Origin of the sequence: Acinetobacter chengduensis (assembly GCF_003664645.1) — a bacterium.
Lineage (GTDB): Bacteria > Pseudomonadota > Gammaproteobacteria > Pseudomonadales > Moraxellaceae > Acinetobacter > Acinetobacter chengduensis.
Genome location: NZ_RCHC01000018.1, coordinates 48,056 through 63,758, shown reverse-complemented (window position 1 = coordinate 63,758; position 15,703 = coordinate 48,056). Strand labels below are relative to the sequence as shown.

16 protein-coding genes are annotated in these 15,703 nt (G+C 41.0%); 6 read left to right on the top strand and 10 right to left on the bottom strand.

The features are described 5' to 3' along the window. Positions 1-176 precede the first annotated feature (176 nt). Genes D9K81_RS14435 through rluB form a run of 3 tightly spaced genes read left to right on the top strand, consistent with a single transcriptional unit; the run spans position 177 to position 2,679 of the window. Positions 177-971, top strand: a complete 795-nt coding sequence (locus D9K81_RS14435; protein WP_120375623.1) for a segregation and condensation protein A — start codon at positions 177-179, stop codon at positions 969-971. After that, positions 968-1,558, top strand: a complete 591-nt coding sequence (gene scpB, locus D9K81_RS14430; RefSeq protein ID WP_120375622.1) for an SMC-Scp complex subunit ScpB — start codon at positions 968-970, stop codon at positions 1,556-1,558. The genes D9K81_RS14435 and scpB overlap by 4 nt, the downstream gene beginning before the upstream one ends. A gap of 41 nt (positions 1,559-1,599) precedes the next feature. Beyond that, positions 1,600-2,679: a 23S rRNA pseudouridine(2605) synthase RluB gene (rluB, locus tag D9K81_RS14425; protein WP_120375621.1), complete on the top strand. Its 1,080-nt coding sequence runs from the start codon at positions 1,600-1,602 to the stop codon at positions 2,677-2,679. A 144-nt stretch (positions 2,680-2,823) separates the two neighbouring features. Here rluB and bioD read toward each other — a convergent pair whose 3' ends face one another. From bioD to D9K81_RS14395, 6 genes are all read right to left on the bottom strand, one after another. Continuing rightward, on the bottom strand, positions 2,824-3,474 hold the full coding sequence (gene bioD, locus D9K81_RS14420) for a dethiobiotin synthase (RefSeq protein ID WP_120375620.1): 651 nt from the start codon (positions 3,472-3,474) through the stop codon (positions 2,824-2,826). Further along, entirely contained in the window at positions 3,471-4,259 is a 789-nt protein-coding gene (gene bioC, locus D9K81_RS14415) for a malonyl-ACP O-methyltransferase BioC (protein WP_120375619.1), read from the bottom strand. The genes bioD and bioC overlap by 4 nt, the downstream gene beginning before the upstream one ends. Before the next feature lie 4 nt (positions 4,260-4,263). Beyond that, positions 4,264-5,427, bottom strand: a complete 1,164-nt coding sequence (locus D9K81_RS14410; protein ID WP_120375618.1) for an 8-amino-7-oxononanoate synthase — start codon at positions 5,425-5,427, stop codon at positions 4,264-4,266. Continuing rightward, positions 5,424-6,728, bottom strand: coding sequence for an adenosylmethionine--8-amino-7-oxononanoate transaminase (bioA, locus tag D9K81_RS14405; protein WP_120375617.1), 1,305 nt, complete (start codon positions 6,726-6,728; stop codon positions 5,424-5,426). Before bioA ends, D9K81_RS14410 begins: the two co-directional genes overlap by 4 nt. An 84-nt stretch (positions 6,729-6,812) precedes the next feature. Next, positions 6,813-7,544, bottom strand: coding sequence for an alpha/beta hydrolase family protein (locus tag D9K81_RS14400; RefSeq protein ID WP_120375616.1), 732 nt, complete (start codon positions 7,542-7,544; stop codon positions 6,813-6,815). Between the two features lie 123 nt (positions 7,545-7,667). Continuing rightward, positions 7,668-7,997: a DUF6176 family protein gene (locus D9K81_RS14395; protein WP_120375615.1), complete on the bottom strand. Its 330-nt coding sequence runs from the start codon at positions 7,995-7,997 to the stop codon at positions 7,668-7,670. Between the two features lie 132 nt (positions 7,998-8,129). Between D9K81_RS14395 and D9K81_RS14390 the strand changes: the two genes are divergently transcribed. Next, on the top strand, positions 8,130-8,693 hold the full coding sequence (locus tag D9K81_RS14390; protein ID WP_120375614.1) for a peroxiredoxin: 564 nt from the start codon (positions 8,130-8,132) through the stop codon (positions 8,691-8,693). Positions 8,694-8,813: 120 nt separating this feature from the next. Here the strand turns inward: D9K81_RS14390 and ftn are convergent, their stop codons facing one another. Together ftn and rlmF are read right to left on the bottom strand one after the other, a co-directional pair. Continuing rightward, positions 8,814-9,278, bottom strand: a complete 465-nt coding sequence (ftn, locus tag D9K81_RS14385) for a heteropolymeric bacterioferritin subunit Ftn (protein WP_120375613.1) — start codon at positions 9,276-9,278, stop codon at positions 8,814-8,816. A 372-nt stretch (positions 9,279-9,650) separates the two neighbouring features. Continuing rightward, positions 9,651-10,625: a 23S rRNA (adenine(1618)-N(6))-methyltransferase RlmF gene (gene rlmF / locus D9K81_RS14380; RefSeq protein ID WP_120375612.1), complete on the bottom strand. Its 975-nt coding sequence runs from the start codon at positions 10,623-10,625 to the stop codon at positions 9,651-9,653. 355 nt (positions 10,626-10,980) lie between these two features. Between rlmF and D9K81_RS14375 the strand changes: the two genes are divergently transcribed. Next, complete coding sequence (locus D9K81_RS14375; protein WP_120375611.1) at positions 10,981-11,295, top strand: hypothetical protein; 315 nt, start codon at positions 10,981-10,983, stop codon at positions 11,293-11,295. 242 nt (positions 11,296-11,537) lie between these two features. Beyond that, a complete protein-coding gene (locus tag D9K81_RS14370; RefSeq protein ID WP_120375610.1) occupies positions 11,538-12,599 on the top strand; it encodes an SDR family oxidoreductase in 1,062 nt (353 codons plus the stop codon). Positions 12,600-12,651: 52 nt separating this feature from the next. Here the strand turns inward: D9K81_RS14370 and ligA are convergent, their stop codons facing one another. Beyond that, on the bottom strand, positions 12,652-14,688 hold the full coding sequence (ligA, locus tag D9K81_RS14365) for an NAD-dependent DNA ligase LigA (protein ID WP_120375609.1): 2,037 nt from the start codon (positions 14,686-14,688) through the stop codon (positions 12,652-12,654). Positions 14,689-14,781: 93 nt separating this feature from the next. Further along, positions 14,782-15,702 (bottom strand): cell division protein ZipA C-terminal FtsZ-binding domain-containing protein, encoded by a 921-nt coding sequence (locus D9K81_RS14360; RefSeq protein WP_120375608.1) that lies wholly within the window; start codon positions 15,700-15,702, stop codon positions 14,782-14,784. Position 15,703 lies beyond the last annotated feature (1 nt).

Sequence of the window (15,703 nt, the reverse complement as noted above, 5' to 3'; positions counted from 1 at the left end):
TAAATAAATAAACCCTATATATTTTCAGGTTTTTGAGCATTTGGTCTGCTAAGCAATTTCTTTGAGTGCAATTTTCAATTACACTAGGCCTATTACTTATATGCTTTTTCTTTCGATGTGAGATCGAAGAAAAATATCTTTCATGCCTTTGAAAATTCGCGTGGCCTATAACTGCAATGAATGAAATTGTCCATGAACCTATGGAAGCATCTACACACATCCGCGTTTTGGATGAGTGGCAAGAGACTATTCCAGAGGATTTATACATTCCTCCAGCTGCATTTGAAATTCTTTTAGAGCATTTCGAAGGACCACTCGACTTTCTGATCTACCTGATTCAAAAAAATGGCTTTGACTTATTACAAGTCGATATCGCGCCAATTGCAGCCCAGTATCTGTCTTATATGGATGCGATGAAGTCTCTGAATATTGAGCTGACTGCCGATTACATGGTGATGGCAGCCTTACTTGCTGACTTAAAATCTCGTTTATTATTACCTAAACCCAAATCTGTAAGTGCAACTGAAGTTGACCCGAAACAAGAATTAATTGATCGTTTAGAAAACTATTTACGTATAAAACAAGCGGCTGAACGTTTAGGCCAAATGCCGATCTTAGAGCGCGATACGTTTGAAACTAATGTGAGTTTAGGACAAACTTTACAAAGCAATGACGGCCATCAAGCCAATTTACTGCGTGATGCCATGCTCTGTGTGTTTAACCGCCCAGAACCTGTTGTGCATCAAATTACGCAAGAACCCGTATTGCTTGAAGAGCGTATTGCCCATATTGAACAAAAATTACTGAGTGGCGAAGTTCTCCCTTTTGAAGCTTTATTAACACCGAGCCAAGGCCGTATGGGCATGGTCGTGACTTTTATGGCTATTTTAGAACTCACGCGACAGCAAAAAGTTCACATCATCGCGTCAGGTGTAGAAGCACCGCTTGCAATTCAAGGAGCATGCGCATGAGTTCAGACCAAAATATATTATCTACACCTCAAGATGATCTGCATGAAATCCTCATGCAACTTGAAGCGATTATTTTTGCCAGTGATGCAGCCGTATCCATCGCGCGTCTAAAAGAAGCTTTCCAAGATCGCTTTAGCAAAACAGAATTACGCCAATATTTGCAGCAACTTTCTATGTTGCAACATGGCAGATCAATTGAACTCGTTGAAACCGCGCAAGGTTTCCGTTTTCAAGTCCGTGCAAAATATCGTAAAATCATTGCACAAACTTGGCCTGAGCGACCATCTCGCTTATCGCCATCTTTGCTCGAAACCCTTGCTGTGGTTGCTTACCATCAACCCGTAACACGAGCAGACATTGAGCAAATTCGTGGAGTAACCAATAACAGTCAAATTTTACGTACATTATTTGATTGGAACTGGATTAAAGAATCTGGTTTTCGTGAACTCCCAGGAAGACCATCGTTGTTAATCACAACGCCTCAATTTTTAAATGCTTTTGGTTTAACTTCTTTAAGCCAATTGCCTCCCCTGCAGGATGCCAAGGAAGCTTTTATGGCCCTCGATGCTAATGCACCGAAGTCATAAATAGGTGAACTGTTGATGATAATTTCTAAGGTTATGCTGTCATGAGTGAAAAATTGCAAAAGGTGCTTGCACGTGTTGGTTTGGGTTCTCGCCGTTATATGGAAGAAGTCATTGCCGCTGGACGTGTAAGCGTAAATGGGCAAGTTGCCCAAGTGGGTGAACGTATTGAACCAGGTGATGAGCTTCGCATCGATGGTCGTAAAGTACAGTTCCAAATTGAAGACGAAATTCGTCGTCGTGTGTTGATTTACTACAAACCAGAAGGTGAAATTTGCTCACGCAATGACCCTGAAAACCGTCCAACTGTATTTGAACAATTACCACAAATTCAAGGTGATCGTTGGGTAATGGTTGGTCGTCTAGACATCAACTCAACTGGCTTGTTGCTATTCACTAACGATGGTGAAATGGCGAACCGCTTGATGCACCCTTCAAACGAAATCGAACGTGAATATGCTGTGCGTGTAATGGGTGAGGTTACGCCTCAACTTAAAAACAACATGCTTCAAGGCGTAACACTGGATGACGGCCCTGCGAAATTTGAATCATTCTCTGAAATTGGTGGTGAAGGTATCAACCGTTGGTTCCAAGTGGTGGTAAAAGAAGGCCGTAACCGTGAAGTACGTCGTATCTTTGAATCACAAGGTCTTAAAGTAAGCCGTTTACTACGTACACGTTATGGTACGGTTATTCTTCCACGCGAACTTCGTACAGGTCGCTGGATGGAATTAGACAAAAACGATATCGATAATTTAACTAAATTAGTTGAATTAAAACCACGCCAAGGCACTGGCCTTTATGGTATGGCAAAACGTCGCAACGAACGTATGCAAGAAAAACCAATGGCAGCACGCCGTGGTGGTTTCTTACGTCAACAACGTCGTGACAACGAAGAACAACCTCAATCTTATGGTCGTGAACGTGAACGCCGTGAAGATCAAGGCCAACGTCGTGAAAACCAAAATGGTTCGAACTTTGCGCGTCGTGACAACCGCGATGGCAATTCATTCCAACGCCGTGAGCCTCGTAGCAATGAGCAAGCATTTGGTCGTCGTGAAGAACGTGATCAAAATGCACCACGTAAGCCATACGGTTTAAACAAAGGCTTTAAAAAGTTCTAATACTTTTAAGCTTTAAAACCCCAAAAGACAGATTTTTCAATCTGTCTTTTTTTATCTGCTTAATCTTATGCAATGACTGGCTATGCTTGTATCTTAGAGATGAGTCTAAATAATTATTGTGATATTTCGCATTTTGCTACAACTTTATGCGACTTCAACCACAGGAATATCAATCCAAAGACTTTTTGGAAAATTTTTCACTAAATAGGCTTTTAAATATTCAGCGGTATCTTTAGAAATGAGTTCATCTTGTGATTCATCATTTAAATTATAGGCCAATGCATACAATTCTAAGCCACGGATTTTAAGTGTTTCCAAACTTAAAATCGTATGATTAATACTGCCCAAACGACCTGAAGTCACTAAAATCACGGGGAATTTTTTCTCCGCAACGTAGTCAATTGTCAGTAATTCAGTAGTCAGTGGCACCATTAAACCGCCCGCACCCTCTAACAAAACAACGTCATACTTGCTTGCTAATTGCTGGGTAGCATCGGCTATTTTGTCAAAATCGATCTCTCGGCCATCAATTTTTGTAGCCAAATGAGGCGATGCAGGATAACTAAAAATTTCAGGCATCGTGAGCTTTGTTTCATCTTCTGGAAACCACCCCATACCCATAATTTGACGGTGTTGCTCAATATCCTCAGAGATATCTGTATTACCTGTTTGTACAAGCTTTTGCGTAATGGTCTTTCGTCCTTGCGCATTCCATAGTTTTGCCAAATAGCCTGTTGTGTAGGTTTTACCAATACCTGTGTCAATGCCACTGATAAAATAAACCGAAGCCGTCATGGCAATCTCCGTGCAATACAATAAATCGGATGATAGCTCAGCGAGTATTGAATCTGACCCAACTGATCTATATGTGAAAACTGTTGATAGGCCTGATAAAAACTGGCCAATGATTGTTTAGTCCAGCGAAAATGAGATGCCGTCGCCGTCACCCCTGTTGCTTTAAGATGCTGTAGCACCTGCTTGGGATGCTGAAAATACACAGGGCAAATTTGCTCAGATAAATGCAAAATCTCAAAACCCGCGAGTTGTAGTTTATTTTGCAATTCAGCCAGAGATAAATAGCTTAGGCCTTGACCTGTCAGGGTTTTAATTTCTTTTAAATTTTGATGACCAAAACTCGAAAAACAAAAAACACCTTGTGTCTTTAAGCTATCGTGCACTTTTTGAAAAATGGCATCTAAATCATGTATCCATTGCAATGCCGAACTTGAAGCCACTAAGTCTAAGTGAGTAGGAAAGCTCAGCTGTTCAATATCACCAATCAGCCAATCCAGATTGTGTTGCTCGCTAAAATGTTGTTGCACTTCGGCATATAAATCATTAAGAGAAAAATGCTGAATGCGTAGCTGTTGCATCAGTAAATGACTTAAATTTCCCGAACCACAGCCGATTTCAAACACATGATCAATCGGCTGATTCAACAAATTAGGGCAGTATTGCTGAATCAAGAGTAGCAGTTGCTGAGCAATCTGCTTTTGTACTACCGCATGTTCTGTATAGCTTTGCCCTGCTTGAGCAAAACGTAAAGCGACCTGTGCTTTATTGGCTTCAAATTGCGTCATTGAGCTAAACCAATTGCAACAACTGATCAAGTTCAGCAGGCTGAATCTGGGCAGTTAAAGAAATACGTAATCGTGCGCTTTGCTTTGGCACAGTCGGCGGCCGTACGGGCATGATATAAAATCCAGCCTCTTGCAAGACTTGAGCTTTTGCTACAGTTTTTGCAGAATCTCCAATAATCACTGGCACAATATGTGAACTAGACGGACACTCAAAACCCTTCGCACGCACACCTTGTTGTAAGCTTTGGCTCAATGTCATTAAGTCTGCACGTGGCTGTTTAAGTGACATAACACGTTGAAAAATAAAATTCGTCCATGCCATGCAAATCGGTGGTTGTGCTGTACTAAAAATTAACGGACGCATGGTATTGATGAGGTAATCTCGTAAGATTGGATAGCAAATTAAATACCCCCCCACCGAAGCCAAGGCCTTACCAAAGGTTCCAACCAATAAATCAATCTGTTCGATCACATCATATTGCTCAGCACAGCCAAGCCCACGCTCACCACGCACACCAATCGCGTGTGCCTCATCCACATACAGCATGACTTTGCTAAATTGTTGCTTCAATTGCACCAAAGCTGCTAAATCTGTTTCATCACCATCCATACTAAATATGGATTCAGTAACCACAATAATTCGCTCAATGTCGTTACTGTCATGATGTTTGCTCAGCAACTGCTCTAAGTGCAATAAATCATTGTGGCGATAGCGCAAAAACTTAGCAGTAGATAAGCGCATGCCATCAATCATACTGGCATGTACTAATTTATCCGCCAATATTAAGGTTTTGGTATCTGCCAAGGCAGGCAAAATACCAATATTCATGTGATAACCACTGTTAAATAATAAAGCTGAACGTCCAGCGAAAGCCTGACTCAAACTAGCTTCTAACTGTTCAAACTCAGGAAAGTTTCCAGTGAGTAAACGTGAAGATGATGAGCTCATAGTGCGCTGTGCAATGGGCGTTTCATCAAAAAACTGTTCGCGTAATTGTAGATTTGAAGCGAGTCCCAAATAATCGTTGGATGCCAAATTTAACATTTCACGTTCATTGATGCGTATAAAACGACTTTGCTGCACATTGGTACTAAATTGACGTAAATTGCCTTGTTGTTTTAAGTCATCGAGTTGCTGTGCAAAGTGATTTAATAAATAGCTATTCACGCGCTCTGCTCCGTATGCTGTTGCATACCAGCGACAACCTCAACTACTTGTTGTAATAAGGTTTTTAGCTCAAGCGCTGAAATTACATAGGGTGGCATCACATAAACCAGTTTTCCAAATGGTCGAACCCAAACTCCACGTTGCACAAATTCTTGCTGTAAGGTTTTCATATCAACGTTGATGGTCAGCTCAACCACACCTATCGCCCCTAATACACGTACATCTCGCACATGTGAGTACTGACTTAATGGCTGTAAATGAACCCTTAACTGCTGAGCAATAAATTCAATTTTGCTCTGCCAATCTTGTGCTAATAAAAGCTCAGTACTTTTTACTGCGACAGCACAGGCTAAGGGATTAGCCATAAAGGTTGGGCCATGCATAAATACACCCGCCTCACCCCGACTAATGGTTTCTGCGACCGTCGTAGTGGTCAGTGTTGCAGATAGCGTCATATAGCCCCCCGTTAAGCCTTTGCCGATGCACATAATGTCGGGTTCGACATTTGCCCATTCCCATGCAAACAGCTTGCCAGTTCGACCAAAACCAGTGGCAATTTCATCAAAAATCAGCAGAACTTGATATTTTTCGCACAGCAACTTGGCTTGACGCAAATATTCAGGATGATAAAACCGCATGCCTCCTGCACCTTGCACGATCGGCTCTAAGATGAGGCCTGCAATTTGCGTATGTTGTGTAGCTAATGTCTGTTCAAGCACTGCAATATCGCTTTGATCCCATGCCTCATAAAAGCCAATTTGTGGTGCTGGCACAAAAATACGGTTTGGCAAACTTGAGCCAAAAATTTGATGCATCCCTGTTACAGGATCACAGACCGACATGGCATTCCATGTATCGCCGTGATAGCCCGAACGCGGTGTCACAAAGTTGGTCTTTTGAGTTTCACCGAGCGATGACCAGTATTGCACGGCCATTTTTAATGCCACTTCCACTGCGACAGAACCCGAATCTGCATAAAAAATTTTATCTAAGCTCGGCGGTGTAATTTTAAGTAGAATTTTAGCCAATTGGATGGCTGGATCATGCGTTAGACCACCAAACATAATATGAGACATTTGCTGTAACTGATCCGTTACTGCCTGATTCAATTCAGGATGGTTATAACCATGAATCGCACACCACCAAGACGACATACCATCAATGAGTTGGCGTCCATCTTCCAGCTCAATAGTCGCACCATAAGCTTTTTTGACTTTAAATGCTGGCAACGGCTGGGTCATAGACGTATAAGGATGCCAAATGTGTTGCTGATCAAACTCTAGATCGGTTAATTCGGTCATCCATTACTCCACGCCTAAGGCTACATTGCATTTTTTTGCATGTTAAACCTACAGGAGTCAAAAATAAATTGCGAGATAGACCAGTTATCTATTTGTTTGGGTTATTTGCAGTAAATATTGGCAGATTTTGCAACTTATAGATTCAAATTCAAATAATGGAAAGCCATGAGAGCCACTTACCAGTTCAGTCTTAAAAAATTCTCCAGCAAATTTACGCAAATTATGCTCAACTTTGTAACTAACTAAAAAATCTTGTTTTGCAAATAGATGAAACTGATAGCCTGTATAATTCTTCAAGATACTGACATTATTTAATTGTTCCAAACAATGAAGACCCTTGCTTAAGGTATCTAAATTTTGAGCTCGAATTAAACTTTGCAAAGTTAAGAAATCTTGCTTGGTGTTTGCCACACCCTGACAAACCATAAAACCGAATTTTTTTAAGGTTGAAATTGCATCTTGCTTAAAGGAGTGTTTAAAACTTTGAAATGTAGGCTGATCCATTGCGGTTGACCACTCAGCATTCGCCACAAAACATGGATTTGATCCGAGTGTGATCAGCACCTTATGCTCAGCAAAATGTTGCGCGACTTGGTCTACTAAAATAGTCGCCAGTTGCCCCCCCAAAGACCAACCGCAAATGACATCAAATGCACGGGCTTTTTCGGTATATTGTTGCAATACAATTGGATCGAGTGCATTAAAAATGTTGATCAGCTCAACATCGTGGCCTTGCTGGATTAAAGCTTGTTGTAAAGGCTGAAGAAGTTGAGTACCACCGCCCCAACCCGTAATAAGTAAAATACGCTGATTCAATGCAAACTCGAAAATTGATAAACGATGACACAGTATAGAATGTTGATTTAATTTTTACCCTATCCAAAAACAACAGTAGCTTAGGGTTCAGCTCAATAGCATTATAGCCTTCACCACTATTATTCATTCAAAGGGTTGCTCTAAATCAACCAATAACGATGTAGGAATAACACGATTCCAATTCGTCTTAAATTTTTTATGGACTGCATCAATTGGAAATTGGCTTTCGCGCCCAATCTGCTGTGCTCGAGCAATATCCGCTGCACGCATATACGCGATTAAATAATCTTTGCCTTCAAGTGGGACATGAAACCAAGATTCAACATATACACCCTCAGCCTTTAATGTTTCTTTAGCTTCTGCTTGACGCAGATTTAGCTCTGCTTTCCATGCGTCTACATTCTCCATGACGTGTGGCTTTAATTCTATCAGTACTGCACCTACATCCGTCATTTGTACTACCTTTATTCTTAAGCTATTTATCTGTTCAGTGTATGCATGAATAAGATAATGGCCAATGATCTGCACGCAGTTCGCTTTAAAATTTGCTAAGATCAAAATACATCCATACTAGGTACGCTGTATATGCATATTCTCCAGCCGTTTTTTTTGAGCTTAGTCACCGTATGCAGTACCTTCCTCTCTGTGAGCACGCATGCTGAAAATCCTCTATTGAGCGCAGCGGACCAAAAACAGTGGGTGGGAAAACCTGCACCTGCCTTTAAACTACAAGATCAAAACAACAAATGGCATGAACTGAGCCAGTACAAAGGAAAATGGCTGGTTTTATATTTTTATCCTAAAGATGATTCACCCGGCTGTACTCAAGAAGCCAATCAATTTAAGAGCTTGTATCCACAATTTTTAAAAAATAACGCCGTTGTACTTGGCGTAAGCTTAGATGATGTTGCTTCTCATCAGAAATTTTCTCAAAAGTTAGGGCTAAATTTTCCGATTCTAGCGGACAATGATCATCAACTGGCCAATCAATTTGGCATTGTTCGTAATTTAGGCATTATTAAAATCGCAAAAAGGGAAACCTTCTTAATTGATCCCAGCGGTACAGTGGTTTATCACTACAGCAGTGTAAATACTCAAACACATGCCACTCAAGTGTTGTCAGACATTCAAAAAATTTCTAAGAAATAAGAATAAATTATTGCTACACAAAACCACAGGTAACAAAAAAGCCTTTAGCACTTAACTAAAGGCTTTTATTCCACCTCATCCCAACATCTTCCTTAAGGAGAAGGCGTTGATGAAGTCATCTTACATTTGCGACTGAATATAGTTTTGCAGACCAATCAATTGGATTAAACGCAATTGTTTTTCCAACCAATAGGTATGATCTTCTTCAGTATCTGACATTTGCTGGCGGAGCATATCACGTGTAATGTAATCGCCTTTTTCTTCGCACAGCTTTACGCCTTTTGCGAGTTTTTCACGTACTGCATATTCAAGTGCTAAATCAGCCTTTAAACAAGAAATGACATCTGTACCGATCTCTAAATCATCTTGCTTCATGTTTGGCGTGCCTTCAAGAAACAATACACGGCGGATGATCGCATCTGCATGTTGTGCTTCTTCTTGCATTTCATGATCGATACGCTCAAAAATTTTGCTTAAGCCCCAATCTTCATACATACGCGAATGAATCAGGTATTGATCACGAGCAGCCAGTTCGCCACCGATCAACATATTTAAGTAGTCTACGACTTCTGGATTGCCACGCATTTTATAAACTCCATACCCTTTTCAAATATTATGGACAAGTTTGCTTGCCTTTGCAAAAACAAAAATGTGTAAGTTTATGATTTTTATATAATTTAAATGATAAACATACGCATTTACAGTTCAATTCAAACTAATTTTTACATAAAAAATAAGAGCTTGTGTAATATTCAATACGCTCTACGACTCAATTGCTCAAAAAATAAGTTCTGATTAATTTTGTAACTATTCACAATGCTTCTTATTTAGCACCAACGCCACCTGATTGATTCAACATACCACGCTTGAGTTGTTGGATTTATATACAGATAGCACTGTACTCATGCTTCTGCATTACATTCAAAGACAAGGCGAATATTTTCAGCGAAGACAAGCTTAAGCTGTAGTCCAACGCGCATTCTTCCACGCTTGCTGTTGTGCTGAATCTAAAAAAGTCCACGCGACAAAACGGCTTTCTTTTTGTCCCTGCGTCATTTTAATGGTTTTCACATCCACCGCTCCGCTCTTCGCTAAAGCATTTAAGAGCACTGGCAATGTTGTTTTCTTGGAAACTAGCGTGCTAAACCAAAGGCATTGCTCAGCAAACTGTATGCTCTCTTGTACCATTTGGCAGACAAAGCGTTCTTCACCACCATTACACCAGAGTTCATTTTTTTGACCGCCAAAGTTTAAAACGACCTTGGTGCGATCAACCGACTTACCCAATTTTCTTAACTTTAGAGTGGCCGTCGCGTTTGCTTCATCTTGTGAGGCATGAAATGGCGGATTACACATGGTCAAATCAAAACGATCTGTGGATTTGATCATGCCTTTAAAAATATGGCTTGAGTTCTTCTGTAATCGAATCTGAATCCCTTTACGCAGATTCAGATTTGCCTCCACAATAAATTGAGCACTTTTAACCGATGCAGAATGAATGTCTGAGCCGACAAATTTCCAACCATAGCTCCGATGACCAATGATTGGATAAATACAGTTCGCGCCCACCCCAATATCTAAGACTTGAACAGCATGTCCTGTTGGAATCTGCCCCTTATTGTTGGCACTTAACAAGTCAGCCAAATAGTGGATATAGTCTGCTCGACCTGGAATAGGCGGGCAAAGAAAATCTTTTGGAATATCCCAATATTGAATCCCATAAAAGTGCTTGAGCAATGCTTTATTCAGCATCTTCACAGCATTTGGATCAGAAAAGTCTACCGATAAATCGTTATATTTATTTGGGCTGACAAAAGGTGCAAGTTCCGGACAACTCTTGATGAGCTGAGGAAAATCGTAACGACTGCGATGCAGATTTCGTGCATGTAATTCCGATTTTTGCTGCGGAAAAGATTTCTTTGCTTGCGCCATGTGTATGCCAATAATCAACGGGAGAACAGAATCATCTGATAAAGCAGGATTGATACCTGCAAATTAATCGATATTGTACGTGAATTTAACGCTCAATGACGCCCTAATCCTTTTCTTTATCTATCTGCAAAAGCAATAACCACTTAGAAGTCTATTCTTATTTTATCTGGGCATTTTTGTTCGCTCTAGCATTAAATCTCATTAAAAAAAACCGTGGAACATTGATTAAATAATAATCGCGGAATATGAAGAATCAACAAAAAAGCCGAATCGGTGATAATTGAACTTTTCACACCAGCATAAAACAATGATTTATATGGAATAAAAAATAGCATTTCGTATAAGGTAACGTATTATGTTAATTTTAGGTAAATTAAAAAATAACCATACATTTTGGAATGTTGATTATATGGAAGTGACATTAGATCAAGTGAGATCAGTATTTGAGGACGTACGTCAAAATCGAATGACTCGAGAGGAAGCAAGTGTATGGGCTTTTTCAGTAATATCAGCATCAGATAATGATTCATTAACTCTAATACCTAATGAAAAAAAAGATAAGGTATGGAAAGGCATAGAATTTCTTGGTGGAATAGACTTAATAGGAATTCCAGATGGTTATCTTTTCAATGAAGAGGATATTATTATCGCAATGACTGAACTCATTTAACATAATGGAGGTTATACAAATGAAGAAGCCTCGACCTAAGATCTAGGCCTTAAATTAAAGCGCACAAGTTAGATCTGAATCTTTATCCATTTATTTATGAAATTTTGCGTCCATAATAATATGCATCTATCCCACATTCATCCCATCTTCGCCTTTTTAAAAATATATATTTTCAAATTAATCAAAGACAACACTCAATATTCTCAATATGATAAAAAATAAGCCAATTAAAGTCGAAGAACATGAATACCAAGACAGCACCGATACTTGTTACAGGCGCCACTGGTTATATTGCCAGCTGGGTCATTAAACAATTGCTCGAAAAAGGACACACCGTACATACCACTGTTCGAGATCTAAATAAGAAAAAGAGTTTTGCCCATTTAGAAAAAATTGCGGCACAAAGCTCAGGTTCACTGCAACTGTTCCAAGCCAACTTACTTGAAGCGAATTCCTTTGACACAGCCATGCAAGGCTGTGAAATTGTTATTCACATGGCTTCGCCATTTTTAGTCACTAACTATAAAGATGCCGTGAAGGACATTATTGAGCCCGCAATAATAGGCACCGAAAATGTGTTAAACAGTGTCAATCGCACAGACAGCGTTAGACGTGTGGTAGTGACTTCAAGCATTGCCTCTACCTATGGCGATGCAATAGACATTCAGCATACTGCGCATAACCAATTTGATGAATCGCACTGGAACACCACCAGCTCCGAGACACATCAGCCTTATCCATATTCAAAAGTCATGGCAGAACGTAAAGCTTGGGAGATGCAAAAGGCACAAAATCGCTGGAGCTTGGTCTGTGTGAATCCAGCTTTGGTGCTTGGCCCGTCACTAACAGCCATGACAAAGTCAGGTAGCGTTGAAGTGCTCGAGCAATTTGCCAATGGCATGACGCTTGCAGGCGTACCGCCTATGTGGAACGGCATTGTTGATGTGCGCGATGTAGCAGATGCGCACTTAGAAGCAGCCTTCAACCCAAATGCAGAAGGCCGTTATATTATTAGTGGTGGCACACTCAGCCTACTCGAAATGGGACAAATTTTACGGCGCCATTTTGGCCCTAAATTTCCGTTTCCACGTAACCAATTGCCCAAAGCTGCCTTTAAACTCTTTGGTCCTTTGGCGGGTTTCTCTAAATCTTTTGTTGAGCTCAATATGGGTTACCCCATTTATTTTAATGCCGATAAAAGCAAAAAAGAATTAGGCATTCACTACCGCAATATTGAGGCCAGTCTAGTTGAACATTTCCAACAATTGCTTGATGATGGTGTGGTCAAAAAATATATCCCTTAAATAACACCGCATAAAAAACCGCCCTGAGGCGGTTTTTTATGGCTTTTATCTTTTATTGAATTTGACCATGGCTTTTCATGAGCTCAATAAATTCATCTTCATTCATCACAGGAATACCCAGCTTTTCAGCCTTTTCCAACTTAGAACCTGCTTTTTCACCTGCAACCACGCATTTGGTTTTGCTTGATACGCTACCACTGACACGAGCACCTAAGGTTTGCAACAATTGTGTTGCTTCATCACGTCCCATAGTACTGAGCGTACCCGTAACCACCCAACTTTCGCCATTTAAAGGTTGCCGTGTTGGCGCAATAGGCGCATCCCAGTGAATACCTGCTGCCAATAGACGGTCTACTACTTCTAAGTTATGTGGTGCTTGGAAGAAATCAATAATCCATTCTGCCGTAATATCACCGACATCAGGCGTTTTCTTTAAAGCGTCCAAATCCGCAGCGCGTACGGCCTCAAAAGTCTGGAAAGTATTGGCCAACATTCGTGCTGTGGTTTCACCGACACCGCGGATCCCAAGTGCATAAATAAAAGCAGCCAAAGTGGTTTTTTTGCTGTTCTCAATGGAATCAATTAAATTCTGAACCGACTTTTCGCCCATTTTTTCAATGGTTAGCAATTTGTCACGATGCTCATGCAAGCTATAAATATCAGCGACATCTTTAAGTAAGTCCAAATGCAACAATGACTCTGCCCAGCGGTCGCCCAAGCCCTCAATATCCATGGCTTTACGAGAAACAAAATGACGAATGGCCTCAATCCGTTGCGCTGCGCAATATAAACCACCAGCGCAACGTGCCAATGCCTCACCCTCAGGCATCACGACTGGAGATGCACACACTGGGCATGTCTCAGGTAAATGTACCTCTATAGCATCTACAGGACGAAATTCTGGCCAAACTTTTTCGACTTTGGGAATCACGTCACCACTGCGGTACACACTTACCGTATCGCCAATGCGTACATCTAATCGGTGAATTTCACCAATATTATGTAGTGTCACATTTGAAACCGTTACACCACCCACAGACACAGGATTTAATCGTGCTACAGGTGTTAACGTACCTGTACGGCCAACTTGCCAATCAATGTTTTCAACTGTCGTAAGCGCGGCTACCGCAGGAAACTTATACGCTGTTGCCCAACGTGGTTCACGGCTTAAAAAGCCTAAAGTCTGCTGTTGTTTCAAATTATTGACTTTAATGACCATGCCATCAATTTCAACGCTTAAATCTGGGCGTTCTGCATTAATTTGCTCATAGGCTTGTTGTACAGCTTGAATACTGTCACACACAAAATGGCGCTCACCCACTGCAAAACCAAACTGTGTTAACCACTCGAGGCTGTCAGACATGGTTGTCTGCTCATGATTCGGCTCACATTGTGCAATTCCATAAGCATAAAAAGCCAAAGGGCGCGATGCGGCAATACTTGGGTCAAGCTGACGTAAACTGCCTGCAGCCGCATTACGTGGGTTAGCAAAGGTCTTTTCACCTTTTGCTTCATTTTCTGCATTCAATTTCTCAAAACCCGCTTTTGGCATCAGTACTTCGCCACGCACTTCCAACAAAGTTGGAATGTTCGCTGATGTTGATGATAGCACTTTGGGTAAGTTACGAATCGTCTTGACGTTTTGCGTAATGTCTTCGCCTGTCTCGCCATCACCACGGGTTACACCACGGACCAACACGCCATTTTCATACCATAAGGAAATCGCCAAGCCATCAAATTTCAGCTCAACATCATATTCAATTTTTTGGTTAGGTAAACGTTCTTCAATACGGCGCGCAAAGGCAAATAAATCCTCTTGGTTAAACACATTACCCAAAGAAAGCATAGGTACAGCATGAGTCACGCTTTCAAATTTTGAAAGCGCCTTGCCACCGACTTTGTTCGTCGGCGTATCTGCTTGGACATATTCGGGATACTGGCTTTCTAGCGCTTTTAACTGGTGAAAAAGTTGATCATATTCACTGTCTTCAATGGTCGGCTGATCCATTACATAATAGGCATGATTGTGCTGCGCCAAAATTTGAATCAACTGGCGCATTTGCGCAATGACCGTTTGCGGTTGTGTCATATCTTCACCATAAAAAAGGGCGGTAAATTGCCGCCCTTAAAACATTCTATCACTGGCCTACATTATAAAAATCAGTGCAGGCTGTTGCAAATCTTAAGCTTCTACTGCTTGCCCTATACGATAATCAATCGCCTGATGACGCCAGTGCTCACGTAGTTGCGGGGTAAATTCCTGATTATTTTGATCATACACAGTTCCAGCAATTTCACGTGCAATCAGACGAGAAATACTGTCCATCGTGTCAAACGCATTTTGTACATCGCTATGTGGCAATGCTAAGAAAAATGCTAAGCCTTTCACTTGCTCAGTAGACAATGTTTCTAAATCAAAACCCGCTGCCGCACCGTCATTACCAATTTGTAATACAGAGAACAATAACTTGCTATCATCTTCGCTATAACGATGAAAACATGCCATTTCACCAAAACGCAAACCATACTTCATGAGTACTTTTAGGGTTTTTTCACCCGACAATGCACGACTGTCTGGATAGACATTTAAAGCAATATAGGTTTCTGCTGTTGCCAACGCACTTTCTTCATCGACCAACTTTTGCTCATGCAAATGTGCATCTAAAATATTGCTTTCGTCTTCAAACTCAGAAATTTCAGCTTTTTCAATTTGGTTGAGGCTGAGCTCTGGCGATTTTTCTTCTGCTTTCACTGCTTCAGCAATGACTGCCGTACTTACCGTCACTTCACGAACTGTTTGAACTTCAGCTTTTTGTTCACTCGACTCATTTGCTATTGGTTCTGCAACGGGGTCAGCCTGCTCTGCTTTAGCGTCTGCTGGTGCTTCAACTTCTGATAATACTGGCTCTTTACGCAGTTCTGGGTCGGTTTGCAATTGCTCCCGCACATGACGCGGAATCACAGGTTGCTGCGAGTCAGGATGAATATGTAAATCCGTTTCCAACGAAGGTGCTACTTCTGTTGGCTTTTTCAGCAATAATCGAATGCCCAGTAGCATAATAACCACTGCAACAACAATCCCAAGGATTGTGGTAATTTCCATA